Genomic DNA, 18385 nt, shown 5'->3' with positions numbered 1-18385 from the left:
TGCTTGCATAAAATTCTGCATTCCCCGTCCCTACTCCGTGCACATTTTATTCAAACCCTGTTCATGAGCGAATTTTTATTCAAAATACTTATTATCAAGTTTATACAAATAAAAAACCGAGCCCGTTGCCAGGTTCGGTTTCACTTTTGTTGCAGGGCTTTTGAGATTGTTTCAGTTGGCCGACGAAACGTGCATGGCCCGAAACTCCGACGGCGTGAGCTGATAGCGGGCCCGGAAGCTGGTGGCGAAATAAGAGGGCGACGAGAAGCCCAGTTCGTAGGCCACATCGGCAATCGTGCGCCGGTCGTCGAGCAGCAATTCGCGGGCTTTGGTGAGGCGCAGGCTCTGGATAAAGTCCGTGACGCCGGTGCCCAGCACGGCCTTCACTTTGCGGTAGAGCTGCATGCGCGAAATGCCCAGGCTGCGGGCCACTTCCTCCACGCTCAGGTCGGTTTTGGTGAGGTTGGCCTCGATGGTGGCGGTGAGGTCGGCCAGGAATTTCTGGTCGGGGTTGGTGGCCACGGTGGCGGTGTCCAGGCTTAGCTCGCGGCGGAAATGCTCGCGCTGCCGGGCGCGGTTGGCCAGCAGCGTGCGCACGCTTTCGAGCAAAAACGTGGGGCTGAACGGCTTGGTAAGGTAGAGGTCAGCGCCGGCCTGCACGCCTTCCACCTGCTGCTCGGGCGCGTGGCGGGCCGTGAGCAGCACCACCGGAATGTGCGACGTGCGCCAGTCGGCCCGCAGCTGGGCCACCACCTCCAGCCCGCTCAGGCCGGGCATCATCACGTCGCACACTATCAGGTCGGGAATCAGGTCGGTGGCCATTCGGAAGCCGGTGTGGCCATCGGTGGCGCTTTGCACCCGGAAATCGCCGCGCAGCTTCCGGGCCAGGAAATCATTCACTTCCGGGTTGTCCTCAATCACGAGCACCAGCGTTTCGCGGCCCGTTTCGGCCGTGTCCAGCGGCACTTCCAGCCCAAAATCGCCGGGAATCGGCTCCGGCTCGTCCAAGGCAATAGCCGGAGAATCGGTCCGGCTCACGGCACGCAAGGCTTCCGGCAATTCCCGGGGCAGCGTGACCGTGAACGTGCTGCCCTGGCCCGGCTGGCTGCTGAACGCGAGCTGCCCCAGGTGCAGGCGCACCAGCCCGTGCGCCAGCGCCAGCCCCATGCCCGAGCCCTTGGCCACGCCCCCTTGCTCACCTTGGTAAAACCACTCAAAAATGTGCGCCTGGTCCTGCTCGCTGATGCCCCGGCCGGTATCGGCAATGCTGACTTGCAGCGCCCGGCCGTGGTCGGCGGCTTGCAGGCTGATGGTAATCCGGCCCTGGTCGGGGGTGAATTTCAGGGCATTGGAGAGCAGGTTGAGAAAGACTTTATCCAGGAGGTTGGCGTCGAACCACGCGAATAACTCCGGCTCGGCGGCCAGAAACCGCAGGCGCACCCCGCGCAGCTGGGCGGGCTTCTCGAAGGCATCCACAATCTCGCGCACGAAGGCCACCAGATTGCTTTCGGAGGCCCGCACGGCCGTTTTGCCCACCTCAATTTTGCGGAAATCCAGCAGCTGGTTCACGAGCTGCAACAGGCGCTGGGTGTTGCGCCGCACCAGGGCCAGGTCCTGGCGCTGCGCGCCCGACAGCTCGGCGCTGCTGGTGAGCAGCTCTTCCACCGGCCCCATTATCAGGGTGAGGGGCGTGCGCAGCTCGTGCGAGAAGTTGGTAAAGAAGCGGAGCTTGGCTTCGGTGTCGACGCGGGATTGTTCGGCGAGGGCTTCGAGCTGGTTGCGCTGCATCCGGATTTCCTCGTTCTGGCTGACCAGCTGGTGGTTGATTTTATCGTTCTCCGCATTTTGCAGGGCCAGCTGATGGTTAATCTGGCGGTTTTTGCGGGCCGAGCGCCACGCCACGGCGCCCAGCACCAGCGCCCCGAGCAGCGTGGCGAGCAAGCCGTAGAGGGCCGTTTGCAGGTTGGCATACGTGGCGCGCAGGCGTTGCAACAGGCCCTGCTGCTGCTCAATATCCTGCTGCTGCGTGCGAATTTTATCGGTCTGCCGCTGCAGGGTCAGCACGTTGGTGGAGTCGATAACCAGCGTGCCCAGGATGTTTTCCCGCTTGAACGGCTGATGATTCAGGATTTTCAGGGCGGTGCGAATGGCGTCTTCGCCGGCCGTCGAGTACAGCATCGACGCCTTCAGCACGCCCTTTTGCACCAGGCCCGGGTCCAGGCCATCAACGCCGATGACGCGCACCTGCCCGGCCCGCCCCAGCTGCTGGCAAACTTCGGCGGCACTCACGGCCATCCGGTCGTTGTGGGCGAAAATGAGCGACACCTCCGGATGCGCTTTCAGGGCGGCCAGGAGCGGCTTTTTCAGCGCGGTCACGTTCCAGTCACCGTTGATTTGGGCGGCGACGTGTAGGTTGGGAAAGGCCGCGAGGCCCTGGGCAAATCCCTGGTGCCGCCCCGCCGTAGCCGACGAAGCCAGCGCGCCCAGCACTTCGATTACGCTGCCCCGCTCCTTCAGTAAGCGCGCCGCGTACCGGGCAGCGGTCTGGCCCACTTCCACGTTGTCGCCGCCCACGTAGGCGGTGTACTGCTGCGAGGTGGTGCGCCGGTCGAGCAGCACCACCGGAATGCCGCGCCGGTAGGCTTCTTCCACCGCCGGAGTTACGAGGGCGGCGTCAAAGGGCGACACAATCAGCAGGTCGATGCCGCCCCGCAGCAGCTCCCGGATTTGCTGCCGCTGCAAGTGGCTGTCGTCGTGGGCATTCAGCATGCACAGCTGCGCTTCCGGATGGAAGCTCAGCTCCCGTTCCATGCCGGTGAGCACCGCCTGGCGCCAGGGGCCGGAGGTGCTGCATTGCGAGAAGCCAATGCGGTAGGCCGGCGGATGGGCGGCCGGCGCGCAGCCGGCCAGCAGCGCCAGCGTCGGCACCAACCACAGCAGCATCCGGAATCGCACGGGGAAGAGTCTGTTCACGCTATTCGGCGATGCCAGGGGTGGGACGGGCGGCACCGCTTATCCAAATATACAGGCTAAGCCAGCGGGCTGCCGCGCGGCAAGCGCGGTTTGGGGCCCTGGTTCGGCAATTCGCGAAGGCTTCCGCTCGGCCAGGCCGCGGGCCGGGCCGACCCACCGGGAGTGGCCCGTGCGGGAGATGCAGAAAATTTTGCGCCATTATTAAGCTCAAATACCTGATAATCAAATGATAATTGTCCTGATTTACGTAAACGATTCCGTAAAAACCCGGCTTTTCGGTGTTGTCCGCGGCAGGGCATCTTCTTTCTTTACTATCGCCAACTAAGCCCTCACTCACCACAAAAACCCACCTATATGCAAAAACTCCGTCTCATTATTGGGCTGCTGGCGTTCCTGGGAACGTTTGCGGCGCAGGCCCAGTCCCGGCAAGTGTCCGGGCGGGTGTTCAGCGCGGCCGACAAAACGCCCCTGCCAGGCGTGTCGGTGCTGCTGAAAGGCACCACTACCGGCACCAGTACCAACGCCGCCGGCGAATTTGACCTCGCTGTGCCGTCCGCTGACGGGGCGGTGCTGGTATTCTCCTTCGTCGGGTTCGAATCAGTGGAACAGGCGATTGGCTCCTCGGCTTCCGTCAGCGTGCAGCTCAAGGAGCAAAGCCAGGGGCTCAACGAGGTGGTGGTGGTGGGCTACGGCACCCAGCGCAAGCGCGACATCACCGGCTCGGTGGCCAGCATTTCGGCCGAGCAGGTGGCGGAAACGCCCATTGCCCGCGCCGACCAGATTTTGCAGGGCCGCGTGAGCGGCGTGCAGGTGACGCAAACCAACTCGGAGCCGGGCGGCAACGTGTCCATCCGCATTCGCGGCACCAACTCCATCAACTCCGGCAACGAGCCGCTGTTTGTGGTCGACGGCTTTCCCGGCGCGGGCGATTTGAACTCCATCAACCCCAGCGACATCGAGAGCATTGAGGTGCTGAAGGACGCCTCGGCCACCGCCATCTACGGCTCGCGCGGGGCCAACGGCGTGGTGCTGATTACGACCAAAAAGGGCAAAGTGGGCCGCAACACCACCAGCTTCGAAGCCTACAGCGGCATCCAGCGGGTGCGCCACAAGTACGATTTGATGACGGCCCCGCAGTTTGCCGACTACCTGAACGACGTGCGGGCGCAGGGCAACGCGGCCTCGCCCACCACCGCCCTGCCTCTCCCCTACACCCCCGACCAGATTGCGGCCCTGGGCCCCGGCACCGACTGGCAGAGCGAAATCCTGCGCACCGGCAAGATGAACAACTACCAGCTGGGCTTCAACGGCGGCACCGAGGAAACGCGCTACAACCTTAGCTTCAACTACTTCGACCAGCAGGGCATTATCCTGAACTCGGGCTTCAAGCGCGGCACCGTGCGGCTGAACCTCGACAAGAAGGTCAGCAACAAGATTACCCTCAACTTTTCGAGCCAGATAGCCGCCACTTCCGAGCAGCGGGCGCTGGTGAACTCGCAGGGCGGCAGCTTCGGCGGGGTGCTGCTCGATGCGCTGCGCTTCAGCCCCATTGTGCCGGTGCGCGACGCCGACGGGGCCTACACCTACTCCAACACGCCGCTGCCCTACGTGGAAGACGTGGGCAACCCGGTGGCCTACGCCGAAAAAGCCCAGGACAACCGCACCACCGTGCGCGGCCTGGTGAACGTGGCGGCTAACTACATCATCGTCAAAGGCCTGACGTTGCGCTCCACGGCCGGCCTCGACTACAACAACCAGCAGATTGACCAGTACCGGCCCTCCGATATTTTCCTGGGCCGCACCACCAACGGCTCGGCCACGCGCTCCAACGCCAACAACTACAGCTGGGTGAACGAGAACACGCTGACCTTCGACCGGGCGCTGAACGAGAACAACGTGCTGAACGTGGTGGGCGGCCTCACCTTCCAGCAATTCGCGGGCAGCAACTTCAACTCGACGGCCACCAACTTCTTCACCAACACGCTGGGCACCGACAACCTCTCGCTGGGCGCGGTGACGCTCACGCCCGGCTCGGGCCGCTACGCCAACACGCTGGCCTCGTACTTCGGCCGCGTGAACTACCAGCTGATGCAGCGTTTCCTGTTCACGTTCACGATGCGGGCCGACGGCTCTTCGCGGTTCGGGGCCAACAACAAATGGGGCTACTTCCCCTCGGCGGCCTTCGCCTACCGGCTGATTGATGAGCCGTTTATGAAAGGCGTTTCCTTCCTGAGCGACCTGAAGCTGCGGGCCAGCTACGGCATCACCGGCAACCAGGAAATCAGTAACTACCAGTCGCTGTCGCGCTACAGCGTGGGCGCCTACGCCTCGGGCAGCACCCGGCTGGTGGGCCTCGTGCCGGCCAACATTCCCAACCCGAATCTGAGCTGGGAATCGACGGCCTCCAGCAACGTGGGCGTCGACCTGGCCTTCCTCGAAAACCGCATCACCTTCACCGCCGACGCCTATTACAAGAAAACCAGCGACTTGCTGCTGCAGGTTTCCATTCCGCGCACCACCGGTTTCGGCAGCATTTACCTGAACGCCGGCAGCGTGGAAAACAAGGGCCTGGAGCTGGCGCTGAACACGACCAACTTCGACGGCAAATTCTTCTCCTGGAACACCAACCTCAACTTCTCGCTCAACCGCAACAAGGTGCTGGATTTGAACGGCGAATACGAGCGCTACGTGGGCTCGTCGAGCTCCAGCCTGTTTGTGGGTTCGGGCCTGGGCAACACCAGCGTGCTGCGCGTGGGCTCGCCCATCGGCTCATTTTTCGGCTACCAGTTCGATGGCCTGTGGCAGACCCAGGATGAGATTACGGCCAGCGGCACGAAGTCGGGCGCCCGCCCCGGCGACCCGCGCTACGTGGACCAGAACGGCGACGGCGCCATCACGGCCACCGACCGCGTCATCATCGGCCAGGCCCAGCCCAAGTTCATCTACGGCGTCACCAACAACTTCAAGCTGAGCAACTTCAACCTCAGCGTGTTCATCCAGGGCGTGCAGGGCGACGACGTGCTGAACCTGAACCGCTACGAGCTGGAATCGGGCATCACAACCACCAACAAGCTCGCCACCGTGGTGAACCGCTGGACCGGCCCCGGCACCAGCAACACCATTGCGCGGGCCGGCAGCACGCTGCGCCGCAGCACCGGCATCGTGAGCGACGTGATTGAGGACGGCAGCTTCGTGCGCCTGAAAACGGTGACGCTGGGCTACACTTTCAAAGTGCCCGAGCTGCTGAAAGCCATCAAAACCGCCAACATCTACGTGACGGCCCAAAACCTGGTCACCCTCACCAAATACACCGGCTACGACCCCGAGGTGAACTCCTTCGGCAGCAACAACCTGAGCCTGAACACGGATTACAACGCCTTCCCCAGCACCCGCACCTTCATTGCCGGGCTGCGCATGGGCTTTTAACAAACCGTCAAGAATCAGAACATAACGCACCAGAACGTCATGCTGAACGCAGTGAAGCATCTCTACCTCGCAAGTAATCCAATCGCTGCAAAGAAGCAGTAGAGATGCTTCGACTGCGCGGACGCCAGATGAGCATGACTCGTGCTTTCCCACTCAATCCCATGAAAAAGAATATAATCCTTCTTAGCCTGCTGTCGTTGGGCTTGTTTCCTTCCTGCAAAAAATTCCTGGAAGAGAAGCCCTACGACTTCATCGCCGCTGACAACTTTTACCAGACCGAAGGCGACGCCATCGCCGGCCTCAACGGCGTGTTCAACGCGCTGCTGCCCCAAACCTATTTTGGCCGCACGGGCTGGCAAATCACGGAACTTCCCGCCGAGCTGATTCGCGTGGGTTCCAGCACCGACGAGCGGGCCCAGCTTTCGCGCTTCACGTTCACGCCCACCAACACCGAAATCAACAGCTGGTGGCTGAACACCTACCTGATGATAAACCGGGCCAACGACGTCATCGAAAAAGTGCCCGCCGTGAGCATGGACGCGGTTCGCAAGAACAACATCATCGGCAATGCGCGCTTCCTGCGGGCCATGGGCTACTTCGATTTGGCGCGCTGCTTTGGCGATGTGCCGCTGGTGCTCACCACCGTGAAGGGCCCCACCGACGACCTGCGACCCGCCCGCACGCCCCTGGCCCAGGTGTACGAGCAAATCATTGCCGACCTGCGCTTTGCCGAAGCCAACTGCCCCATCGAAACCCAGATTGCGGGCACCGACAAAGGCCGGGTTTCGAGCGGGGCCGCCGCCGCCCTGCTCGCCAAAGTGTACGTGACCCGCGCCGCCGGCCCCGCCGCCCAGGCCAGCGACAACCAAAGCGGCCTCGATGCCTGCAACCGCGTCATCGCCTCCAACGCCTACAGCCTGCTGCCGGTGTACGGCGACGTGTTCAACCCCGACAAGGAAAACGGGCCGGAGCACATCTTCAGCATTCAGTTCGACCTGCCGCCGAACACGGGCAGCATCATCGTGCGGCAGTTTTTGCCGTCGCAGCTGGCCGGCCTGGGTACCTTCACGGTGGAAGACAGCCTCGTGCGCTCCTACCAGACCGCCGACGTGCGCCGGGCCTGGAACATCAGCAACGTGGCCGGCACCACCACGCTGGCCCGCTACTACTTCAACAAGTTTCGCGACCCGCTGCGCATCATCAACGACGCCCGCACCAACTACCTGATTACCCGCTACGCCGACATCCTGCTGCTGCAATCCGAAGCCCGCAACAACCTGAACGCCAACGACCCGCTGAAGTACGATGGCTACAACCGCGTGCGGGTGCGTGCCGGCCTGCCGCCGTTTGCTGCCACCCGCGTCACCACCAAAGACGCCTTCGTGGATATGCTCATCCGTGAGCGGGGCTGGGAGCTGTGCCAGGAAGGTCACCGCTGGTTCGACCTCATTCGCCTCAACCGCCTGAAGCAGCGAGAATTGGCCGTGTTCAACCGCGTCGTGGACGACCATTACCTGCTCTTCCCCATTCCGCAGCCCGAGCTGGTGCTGAACCCCAACCTGACCCAAAACCCTGGTTATAACTAATGCGCATTTTCTTCCTCGTGCTGGTTGGTTGGCTGTTTGCCGGCCAACCAGTCGTCGTGGCCGCCCCGGCGCCTTTTCTCCTGCTCGACCCCGCGGCGATGGCCGCCTACAAAACGGCCTACCAAGCCCACCATCAGCCCGAAACAGCGCAGGTGCAACAGCTGCTGCATGAGGCGGACCGCGCCCTCAAGCGCGGCCCGTACTCGGTGGCGACCAAGCCCCAGACGCCCCCCAGCGGCGACAAGCACGACTACATTTCGCAAGCGCCCTACTGGTGGCCCGACCCCAGCAAGCCCAACGGCCTGCCCTACATCCAGAAAGACGGCCTGCACAACCCCGAGGCCGAAGCCATGAAGGACAGCGAGACGCTGAGCAAGCTCTGCGCCGACGTGCAGGCGCTGAGTCTGGCCTATTATTTCGCGGCTGATGAGCGGTATGCCGGCCAGGCGAGCAAGCTGCTGCGCACGTTTTTCCTGGACCCGGCCACCCGCATGAACCCCAACCTGAACTTCGGCCAGGGCATTCCGGGCATCAATTCGGGGCGGAATTTCGGCATTATTGAAACCCGCCATCTGGTGGATATTCCGGAAGCGCTGGCGCTGCTCAACGGCAGCCCGAGCGTGGACGCGGACCTGGTACCCGGCCTGAAAGCGTGGTTCAAAAGCTTCACTACCTGGCTCACCACCAGCCCCATTGCCCTGCCCGAAGGCCAGGCTAAGAACAACCACGGCACGTTCTACGACACGCAGGTGGTCGATTTCGCCCTCTTCACCGGCGACGACGCCCTGGCCAAAGCCACCCTGCAACAGCAAACCTGGCCCCGCGTGGCCGTGCAGCTCGCCCCCGATGGCGCCCAACCCCTGGAGCTGGCCCGCACCCGCCCCTGGAACTACGTGAGCATGAACCTGCAAGGCTGGACCCGCCTGGCCCTGCTGGCCCCGCACGTCGGCCTCGACCTCTGGCACTACACCACCCCCGACGGCCGCGGCCTGCGCCCCGCCGTGAGCTGGTTCCGGCCCTACCTGGTGGGCGAAAAAAAGATGGACAAAGCCGACGTGGCCAACACCTCCAACACCCTGGCCCTGGATGCCTATGCCCAGGCCACCCGCGCCTACCCCGACCTGAATATGGCGGCGGTGTTCGCCAAATCTCCCACCTTCACCCCGTTACCGTGGACCTTCTGAACGCGACTTTGCCCGAGCTTACCACCCAAACCAGCCCAACGGAACCGTTTTCCCTGCGCGATAAAGTCATTGCCGTGACCGGCGGAACCGGCATTCTGGGCCAGGCTTTTATCGATAGCATCGTGGCCGCCGGCGGCACCGTGGGCATCCTGGGGCGCAATGCGGCGGTGGCCCAGGACCGGGCCCAGACTATCAAGAGCCAGGGCGGCCGGGCGCTGGCCCTGGTCGCCGATGTGCTGGAAGAAGCGTCTCTGCGCGCCGCCTGCCAGCAATTACTCGACACCTTCGGCCGCATCGACGGGCTGGTGAATGCCGCGGGCGGCAACGGCGCCGATGGCGTGCTCGACCCCGCCGAGGACGTTTTCCGGATGAACCTGGCCGGCATGAAGCGCGTGATGGAACTGAACCTGTGGGGCGCGATTCTGCCCACGCAGGTGTTTGGCGAAGCCCTGGCGCAGGCACCCGGCAAGGCCAGCATCGTCAACATTTCCTCCATGAACTCGAAGCGGGCCATCACCAAAGTGCTGGGCTACAACATGGGCAAAGCGGCCCTGGACTGCTACAACCAGTGGTTTGCCGTGGAAATGGCCAACCGCTACGGCGATAAAATCCGCATGAACGCGCTGGCCCCCGGCTTCTTCCTCACCAAGCAAAACCGCGCCCTGCTCACCACGCCCGATGGCGGCTTCACCCCCCGCGGCGAGCTGGTGATTCGCCAAACGCCCTTCAAGCGCTTCGGCCACCCCGATGAGCTGAAGGGTGCGCTGGTGTGGCTGCTCAGCGACGCCTCGCAGTTCGTCACCGGCTCCATGATTTGCGTGGATGGCGGCTTTTCCATCTTCGGCGGCGTGTAGTAGCATGCCCAATTTGAACGTCATGCCGAGCGCAGCGAAGCATCTCGCATGCTACCACTAATTCTTTTTCAACGATTGAATTACTACCCCACGCGAGATGCTTCGCTACGCTCTGCATGACCGCCTTGTTTCCTCAATCTCCCAAAGGCCAACCTGATTTGATGCGCACCATCCGAGCCAGCCAGCTTCCCCAGCGGCTGCTGTTTCTTTTGCTTTTGCTGGCTGCTGCCCACACTGCGGTGGCCCAGCAGCACCGCCAGCTCACGACTGGCTGGGAGTTTGTGCGGCAGGATTTGGGCGGCATCTGGGAAGCCGTGCGCCCCGTGGTGGCCGGCAACCCCGAGAGCGTGCCGCTCTGGGAAACCGTGACGCTCCCCCACTGCTTCAACGCCCGCGACGCCGTGGACCCCGACGTGAACTACTACCAGGGCCCCGGCTGGTATCGCACTCAAATTGACGTGCAGAACCCCTACCCCGGCGGCCACACGCGCCTGCATTTCGAGGGAGCGGGCCAGAAAACGGACGTCTATATCTACACCACGAAAGTGGGCAGCCACGTGGGTGGCTACGACGAATGGAGCGTGGACATCACCCAGGCCGTGGCCGATTTTCAGCAGACCGAAGCGTTCCAGAAGCAGTTCAAAGGCAAAATCCCGCTCAGCATCCGCTGCGACAATTCGCGGGATTTGGAGATGATACCGTCCGACTTGTCGGACTTCAACGTTTACGGCGGCCTCTACCGCTACCTCAACCTGGAGTACCGGCCGGCCGTGGCGCTGGAGCGACTTTCGGCCAAAGCCGAGGTTGACGAAACGGGCAAAACCGGCCTGCTCACGCTGCAAGCCACGTTTCTGGAAAACACTACGGCCACGGCCGCCACTAACGTTTCGGTGCGCCTGCTCGACCCGCTGGGCAAGCCGGTGGGCAAATACGCGGGCTCGCTGAACGTGAAAGCCGGCGAGCTGGCCCTGCATCAGTTTGTGGTGAAAAGCCCGCGCCTGTGGTCGCCGGAGCACCCGCAGCTCTACACCGTGGAAACGACGGTGGGCAGCGGGCCGCAGGCATTTCATCAGCGCGAGCAGGTGGGGTTCCGCCACAGCGAATTTGTGGAGCACGGGCCTTATTTGCTGAACGGGCAGCGCCTGCTGCTGCGCGGTACCCATCGCCACGAGGACCACGCCGGCGTGGCCGCTGCCATGACGGAGGCCCAGATACGTCAGGAAATGCTGCTGATGAAGCAGATGGGCGTCAATTTCATCCGCCTCGGCCACTACCAGCAGTCGCGCATCGTGCTCAGTCTGTGCGACTCGCTGGGCATTCTGGTGTGGGAGGAAATTCCGTGGTGCCGGGGCGGGCTGGGCGGCGAAATCTACCAGGCGCAGGCCCGGCGCATGCTCACGCACCTGGTGCAGCAGCATGAGAACCACCCCGCCGTCATCATCTGGGGGCTGGGCAATGAGAACGACTGGGCCGGCGATTTTTCGGAGTTCGACAAGGAGAAAATCCGCACGTTTATGAAGGGCCTGAACAACCTGGCGCACCAGCTCGACCCTTCGCGCTACACCGCCATCCGGCGCTGCGATTTCTGCAAGGACATCCCCGACGTGTACTCGCCCTCCATCTGGGCCGGCTGGTACCGAGGCATTTACACCGATTACAAATCAGTCACCGAAGAGGAATTTAAAGGCGTGAAGCGCTTTCTGCACATGGAGTGGGGCGGCGACAGCCACGCCGGCCGCCACTCCGAAAACCCCGACAACGCGCTGGCCAAAATCACGGCCGGCAAGGGGGCCGATGAGCAGGCCGGCGACGCCTCGCTGTTCGGCGGCAGCGCCCGCGTGTCGAAGGACGGCGACTGGAGCGAAACTTACCTCTGCAACCTCGTGGATTGGCACCTGAAGGAGCAGGAAACCATGCCCTGGCTCAGCGGCGCGGCCTACTGGCCGTTCAAGGATTTCTCGACGCCTGTGCGCCCCGACAACCCCATTCCATACATGAACCAGAAGGGCGTGGTGGAGCGCGATTTCACCAAAAAAGAGGCCTACTACGTCTTCCAATCCTACTGGACCACCGCGCCGATGGCCCACATCTACGGCCATTCCTGGCCCGTGCGCTGGGGCGACGAGGGCGAGCTGAAAATGGTGAAAGTGTACTCCAACTGCGCCGAGGCTGAGCTATTCGTGAACAGCAAAAGCTACGGCGTGAAGAAGCGCAGCAGCCAGGATTTCCCCGCTGCCGGCCTGCACTGGAACGTGCCCTTCGCCACGGGCCCGAATCAGGTGCGCGTCGTGGCCCGCCAGGGCAGGCAAACGGTGACCGACGAAATCAATTTCCGCTACCAGACCCAGAAATGGGGCAAGCCCACCCGGCTCGCCCTCACCAAAACCGCCGAAGCCAACGGCCTCACCACCGTCGAAGTCAAGCTCTTCGACGCGCAGGGCGTGCAGTGCCTCGACGCCGCCAACTGGGTGGCGTTTTCGCTGGCCGGCGAGGGCCGGTTGCTCGATGATTTGGGCACCAGCAGCGGCTCGCGCAAGGTGCAGGCCTACAACGGCCGCGCCATCATCCGCCTGACCGCCAAAGCCGGACAAAGCGTGGTCGCCGTGCAATCACCCGGTTTGGACACCGTACTGTTGCCGCTATGAAGAGCCTTCCAGCGAAAATCAGAACCTGTGGAGACGCATATTTGCGTTTCGTCGTTGAACGACGCCCGAACGAATCCACACGGCGCGGCCGCCGAGACGCAAATATGCGTCTCTACATGGTACTGGCACTGTTGCTATTGGCCGGACCGGCCACCGCCCAGCGCCTCACCCAATCCATCAATTCCAACTGGCTGTTTCGCAAAGATGAAGCAAGCCTCAGCGTAGCTCAAGCTGCCGCCTTGCCTACCGGCTGGGAGAAAATCTCCCTCCCCCACACCTGGAACGCGACCGATGTGCTCGACGACGAGCCCGGCTACTACCGGGGCGTGGGCTGGTATAAAAAGACGCTTTCCATTCCTGCCGACTGGCAGCGCCGCCGCGTGTTTCTGCGCTTCGAAGGGGCCAACCAGGAAGCCGAAGTGTACGTGAACGGGCAGCTGGCCGGGCGGCACGCGGGCGGCTACACGGCGTTTCAGCTTCCCATCAGTCAGTGGCTGAAATTCAGTGGCAATGAGCCGGCGCCGGCCGAAATTCTGGTGAAGCTGACCAACCGCTATAACCCCGATATTCCGCCGCTCACGGCCGATTTCACGTTCTACGGCGGCATCTACCGCAACGTGTATTTGGTGGCCGCCGAGCCGGTGCATTTTGCCCTCGATAACTACGCCTCCAGCGGCGCATTCGTGACCACCCCAACCGTATCGGCCGAGGCGGCAGAAGTGGCCGTTGCCGGCGAGCTGACCAACGAAACAACCACCGCCCGCAAGGTCACGGTGCTCACGCAGCTGCTCGACCACGACGGCCGCGCCGTGGCCCGCCAGCAAGCCAGCGTCAGTTTGAAACCGGGCACGACACAACCCTTCCGGCTGCTGCTGCCGAAGCTGCCCCGCCCCCACCTCTGGACGCCCGACGACCCGTACCTGTACCGCGTGGTGACTTCCGTGCTGGACGGCCCGAAAGGCGCGGCCCTGGACGAGGTGAGCAGCCCGGTGGGCCTGCGCTGGTTTCGCTTCGATGCGGCGGCGGGCTTTTTTCTGAACGGGCGGCCGCTCAAGCTCATCGGCACCAACCGCCACCAGGATTACCCCGGCCTGGGCAATGCCCTGCCCGATGCGCTGGCTGAACACGATGTGCTGCTCATCAAGCAGATGGGCGGCAATTTCCTGCGCGTATCGCACTACCCGCAGGACCCCGCCGTACTGGCCGCCTGCGACCGGCTGGGCATCCTGGCCTCGGTCGAAATCCCCATCGTCAACGCCATTACCGACTCGCCGGCCTTCTTCCGGAACTGCCGCACGATGCAGACGGAGATGATTCGGCAGCATTTCAACCATCCCAGCGTCATCATCTGGGCCTACATGAACGAGGTGCTGCTGCGCCTGCCCACCGGCCTGAAGCGCGACAACGACGCCGGCCGCGCCCACCTGCAGCGGGTGCAGGCGCTGGCCCGGCAGCTCGACAGCCTCAGCCGGCGCGAAGACCCGGCCCGCGCCACCATGCTGGTTTGCCACGGCGATTTTGCGCTCTACCAGCAGGCCGGCCTGCTCAGCATTCCGCAAATAATTGGCTGGAACCTGTACTCCGGCTGGTATTCGGGCGATTTCCAGGGCTTCCCCAACTTCCTCGACCGCCACCACCAAGAGCTGCCCGACAAGCCCCTGCTGGTGACCGAATACGGGGCCGACTCCGACGAGCGGCTGCATTCCTTTCAGCCCAAACGCTTCGACAAAACCACCGAGTACGCCAACCGCTACCACGAATTCTACCTCCGCGCCATCCTGGAACGGCCCTTCGTGGCCGGCGGCACGGTCTGGAATCTGGCCGAGTTCAACTCCGAAACCCGGCAGGAAGCCGTGCCCCACATCAACAACAAAAGCCTGCTCACCGGCGACCGGCGGCTCAAGGACGCCTACCTCTTTTACCAGGCCCACCTGCTCAAAACGCCGTTTCTGCGCATCGGCTCCCGCGCCTGGACGCTGCGCGCCGGCCTCGCCGCCGGGCCCGATTCGCTGTTCTGCCGCCAGCCCGTGGACGTGTACACCAACCAGCCCGCCGTGCGCCTGCTGCTGAATGGCCGCGACCTCGGTACCCGGCCGGCCGAGTTCGGCGTGGCGCACTTCCGCGTGCCCTTTGGCAATGGCGCGAACCAATTGCGCGCCCAGGCCGCCAACCAGCCCATCGAGGATTTGGCCGATATCGAATTTCAGCTGATTCCCACCAACCTGGCTTCCGCCCAGCTGCCGTTCACGGAGCTAAATGTGAGCCTCGGCGACGAGCGGTTTTTCGCCGATGCCCGGCTGCACCAGGTGTGGCTGCCCGAGCAGGCCTACGCGCCCGGCGGCTGGGGCTACGTGGGCGGCCACCCCTACAAAATGGCCGGCGACCGCCTGCCCTACGGCTCCGACCGCAGCATCCCCGGCACCGACTACGATGCCATCTTCGAAACCCAGCGCCTCGGCCTGAGCCAGTTCCGCTTCGACGTGCCCGACGGCGAGTACGAAGTGACCCTGCACTTCGCCGAACTGGAAGCCGCGCCCGCCGCCGAGCAGCTGGCCTACAACCTGGCCGGGGCCAGCTCCACGGCCGGCCCCGCCCCGGCCCCCAGCCGCGCCTTCTCGGTGTTGCTGAATGGCCAGCCGGTGCTGCCGAATCTGAGCAATTCGTCCGGGCTGCTGCCGCTGCAGGCCGTCAGCTTCAAGGTGCCGGTTTCGGTGCGGGGCAAGCAGGGAATTATCGTTGATTTCAAGGCCCAAACGGGCGAGGCATTTCTCAATGGAATTCAGGTAAAAAAGCTGTTTTAGAACACTTCAGTGCTCCCATTAACAAGAGAATAAAACATTATTTTCTGCCGGGAAAACCATGCGCCCGTGGCAGCGCACGGCTGTAAAAGCGAAACCGGCAGCATGAGAATTTTCCGCAAACGATTCCGTGAATAAATCCGATAAAACAGCACCTTATCAGGCCATTACGCTTCTACTTTTATGGCCACTCCCCGACGATGGCCTACCTCCTGGAGCGACGTTCTGACTTGTTGTTTTCATCCTTTACCCACCAAAGAATCATGAAGCATATTACCTCTTTGCCGCGACTGGCCCGCCTGGGTTTCGCGGCGGCTTTCGCCCTGTTTTCCAGCTGCCAGAAAGACGCCGCCACCACTCCCGACCTGGCCGTGACCGGCCGCGCCGATTCCACCATTACCACCTTCCGCCACCCCGGCGTGGTCAACAGCCAGGCCAGCCTCGACCTGGTAGCGGGCCAGGCCAATTCCGGCGACGCCACCCGCACGGCCGGCTACAACAAGGTGATTGACTACATGAACCAGTACCCCGTGCCGACCTCGTTTCCGAGCGTGGTGTACGCGGTGGCCGGCGCGGGCAGCCCCACCGAAGACCAGATTCGGCGCGACTGCATTCTGGCCTATGCCTGCGCCCTGCGCTGGGTGAAAACCGGCAGCTCGACCTACGCCGGGCAGGCCAAGCAGATTCTGAACGGCTACGCCTACAACTTCCAGCGCTACTCCACCGCCGACGGCCCCAGTGGCCCCACCGAGTTTCGCCAAACCTACCTCGAAGCCGCCTGGGTGGCGCCCACGTTCGTGGCAGCAGCCGAAATTATTCGCTACTACAAGGTGAACGGCACGACGGGCGCGGGCTGGTCGGATACCGACGTCTCCAAGTTCTCGGACTTTCTCAACAACCTGAAGAACAACTACGTGAACAATGTGCCCGGTGCCATCAACGACATCAACAACTGGCAGGCGTCGTATTGCTACGCCAAGATGGCGCTGGGCGTGTGGTTCAACAGCACGGCCGTGTACGACACGGGCTACGACTACATGCAGCAGCACATGTCGGACTTCATCCGGGCCGATGGCAACGTGGCCGAGTGCGGGCGCGACTGCCACCACCTGCAATACACGCTCTGCGCCCTGACCTACGCCGCCGAAATTGCCCGCATCCAGACCGGCAACACCGCGCCCTACAACTTCAACAGCCAGGCCATCAAGAACGGCTGGGGCAAATACGAAGAGTCACTGGAAGGCAGCACCCAGTGCAAAAGCTGCCAGAATGCGGGCGACAACGCCGTTTTTCCCGGCATCGAAACGGCTTACAACTTCTACGGCACCACCCGCCTGGCCACCCTGCGCGACCGCGACGACCCCTACGGCGTGCCCGGCGACAAGACGTTCCTGGGCTTCACTTCCTTCACCCACCGCAGCATCGGCGCGGCGCGGTAAGCAGCCCGCCTGCTTTGACATAGAAACGTCATGCAGTAGAACGTCATGCTCCTCTGGCGTCCGCTTGTCGAAGCATCTCTACCGCAATAGTTAAACCTACTCAGAAGGATTAGTTACGCGGTAGAGATGCTTCGACAAGCGGACGCCAGATGAGCATGACGTTCTTGATTTATCTCCCCAATTTCATGACACCCAAAATCCTTGCGCTGCTTTTGTGCCTGCTATTGGCCGCCCCGGCGGGCCGCTCGGCCCCGCCGCCGGCCCCCGGCCAGCAGCTGGCGCAGGAAGCTACGCGCACTTTGCGCGCCCACATTCTGGCCGAAGCCGCCTGGGCTTTGCAGCAAGCGCCCGTCACGGTCACCGCCAGCACTTCACCGCGCAGCGCGGGCGGGCCGCACGACTTTTTCTCCGAAGGTGACTACTGGTGGCCCGACCCTGCCAACCCCGCCGGCCCCTACCTCCAGCGCGACGGCCAGACCAACCCGGCCAATTTCACGGCCCACCGCCTGGCCATGATTCGCTTCAGCCGCATTATCGGGGCGCTGGCCTCGGCCTATAAATTGACGGGCGATGCGCAGTACGTGCGCCACGCGCTGGTGCATTTGCGGGCCTGGTTTATAGACCCGGCCACGCTGATGAACCCTTCGCTGCTGTATGCGCAGGCCATTTCGGGCAAGTTTACGGGGCGCGGCATTGGCATTATCGACACCATTCAGCTGCTGGAAGTGGCCCAGGGCGTGCTGGTGATGCAGGCGGCCAAGGGGTTTGATGCGCAGGAGTTGGCCGGCATCAAAAGCTGGTTTGGGCAGTACCTGGCCTGGCTCACCACGCACCAGTATGGGAAAGATGAGATGAACGCGGCCAACAACCACGGCACCTGCTGGACCATGCAGGTGGCCGCCTTCGCCCGCCTCACCGGCAACCAGGAGCTGCTGAGCTTCTGCCGGGAGCGCTACAAAACCGTGCTGCTGCCCACCCAAATGGCCCCGGATGGCAGCTTCCCGCTCGAAACCAAGCGCACCAAGCCCTACGGCTACTCCCTCTTCAACCTCGATGCGATGACCATGCTCTGCGCCATCCTGAGCGATAAAACCGAAAATCTGTGGACTTACCAGACGCCCGATGGCCGCGGCCTGCGCAAGGGCATCGAGTACCTCTACCCGTTTGTGGTGGACAAAAACGCCTGGCCTTTTCCGCACGATGTGATGTACTGGGACAGCTGGCCGGTGGCGCAGCCTTTCCTGGTGCTGGGCGCCGTGCAGTTTGGCCAAAAAGACTGGCTGAGCGCCTGGCAGCGGCTCGACCACGACCCCAAAGTGGCGGAAGTGGTGCGCAATCTGCCGGTGCGCAACCCGCTCATCTGGCTGAATTGATGATTTACCCCCATCACAGAACGTCATGTCGAGCGCAGCCGAGACATCTCGCTCGGGAAAGTAACTCAATTGACATAACGATGCGAGCAAGATGCCTCGGCTGCGCT

General features: G+C 62.9%; 9 protein-coding genes. 8 read left to right on the top strand and 1 reads right to left on the bottom strand.

What is annotated here, in order from left to right; translation table 11 throughout:
* Positions 1 to 171 precede the first annotated feature (171 nt).
* On the bottom strand, positions 172 to 2973 hold the full coding sequence (locus J4G38_RS12890) for a substrate-binding domain-containing protein (RefSeq protein WP_210520120.1): 2802 nt from the start codon (positions 2971 to 2973) through the stop codon (positions 172 to 174).
* A gap of 354 nt (positions 2974 to 3327) precedes the next feature.
* Between J4G38_RS12890 and J4G38_RS12885 the strand changes: the two genes are divergently transcribed.
* From J4G38_RS12885 to J4G38_RS12850, 8 genes are all read left to right on the top strand, one after another.
* Positions 3328 to 6399 (top strand): SusC/RagA family TonB-linked outer membrane protein, encoded by a 3072-nt coding sequence (locus J4G38_RS12885; protein ID WP_210520122.1) that lies wholly within the window; start codon positions 3328 to 3330, stop codon positions 6397 to 6399.
* 161 nt (positions 6400 to 6560) lie between these two features.
* Entirely contained in the window at positions 6561 to 7985 is a 1425-nt protein-coding gene (locus J4G38_RS12880) for a RagB/SusD family nutrient uptake outer membrane protein (protein WP_210520124.1), read from the top strand.
* Complete coding sequence (locus tag J4G38_RS12875) at positions 7985 to 9169, top strand: alginate lyase family protein (protein ID WP_210520126.1); 1185 nt, start codon at positions 7985 to 7987, stop codon at positions 9167 to 9169. The genes J4G38_RS12880 and J4G38_RS12875 overlap by 1 nt, the downstream gene beginning before the upstream one ends.
* Entirely contained in the window at positions 9157 to 10023 is an 867-nt protein-coding gene (locus J4G38_RS12870) for an SDR family oxidoreductase (protein WP_210520128.1), read from the top strand. The genes J4G38_RS12875 and J4G38_RS12870 overlap by 13 nt, the downstream gene beginning before the upstream one ends.
* A 161-nt stretch (positions 10024 to 10184) precedes the next feature.
* A complete protein-coding gene (locus tag J4G38_RS12865) occupies positions 10185 to 12668 on the top strand; it encodes a glycoside hydrolase family 2 TIM barrel-domain containing protein (protein ID WP_210520131.1) in 2484 nt (827 codons plus the stop codon).
* 104 nt (positions 12669 to 12772) lie between these two features.
* Positions 12773 to 15469, top strand: a complete 2697-nt coding sequence (locus tag J4G38_RS12860) for a glycoside hydrolase family 2 TIM barrel-domain containing protein (RefSeq protein WP_226163378.1) — start codon at positions 12773 to 12775, stop codon at positions 15467 to 15469.
* A 260-nt stretch (positions 15470 to 15729) separates the two neighbouring features.
* Positions 15730 to 16905 carry an alginate lyase family protein gene (locus tag J4G38_RS12855; RefSeq protein ID WP_210520133.1) on the top strand — a complete coding sequence of 392 codons (1176 nt, stop codon included), beginning with the start codon at positions 15730 to 15732 and terminating at the stop codon, positions 16903 to 16905.
* A gap of 185 nt (positions 16906 to 17090) precedes the next feature.
* Complete coding sequence (locus J4G38_RS12850) at positions 17091 to 18278, top strand: alginate lyase family protein (RefSeq protein ID WP_210520135.1); 1188 nt, start codon at positions 17091 to 17093, stop codon at positions 18276 to 18278.
* The last annotated feature ends 107 nt before the right edge of the window (positions 18279 to 18385 follow it).

This window comes from Hymenobacter terricola (assembly GCF_017921975.2).
Taxonomy (GTDB): Bacteria; Bacteroidota; Bacteroidia; order Cytophagales; family Hymenobacteraceae; genus Hymenobacter; species Hymenobacter terricola.
Note: the sequence above shows the minus strand (reverse complement) of the source record. Positions and strands in the feature narration are given on the sequence as shown.